Source organism: Oceanivirga salmonicida (assembly GCF_001517915.1).
GTDB classification, from domain to species: Bacteria; Fusobacteriota; Fusobacteriia; order Fusobacteriales; family Leptotrichiaceae; genus Oceanivirga; species Oceanivirga salmonicida.
The window spans coordinates 1-408 of the sequence record NZ_LOQI01000193.1; the positions used below are offsets into that span (position 1 = coordinate 1).

The 408-nt window shown below is 22.8% G+C and carries 1 protein-coding gene; it reads left to right on the forward strand.

Going from position 1 to position 408, the window contains the following annotated elements; genetic code table 11:
- Positions 1-408: hypothetical protein (locus AWT72_RS09890; protein WP_197407678.1), on the forward strand; the 408-nt coding region annotated here is incomplete at both ends.

Here is a 408-nt window from a genome sequence, read left to right on the forward strand (position 1 = left end):
AGCCCCTACTCCTGTATGATAAGGTTTCTGATTTAATAAAAGAAATAGAAAATAAACTTGAAAATTTAAAGAAAATTAATAAAACGGTTTTAAATGACCCTAAATATTTAAGTATAGCAGATGCATTTTATTATGAAAATACAGATATAATAAATAACTTAAATGAAAAAGTATTCTTTAATATTAATTTTAATAGTTCAGTTTTACCAAAAGAAAAATACAACTTTATAACTGGTTTAACTCTTGGTGGTTCTTATGAATTAAAAAAATTACCTTTAAGTATTGGTGGATTTGTTGAATATAACAATAAGAAATCTCATCATACAGGAGTAGGGGCTACTGTAAAATATAAAGGATTTAAATCATTTGTAAGATATAGATTAGCATTATTAAAAAATGATAACTTAT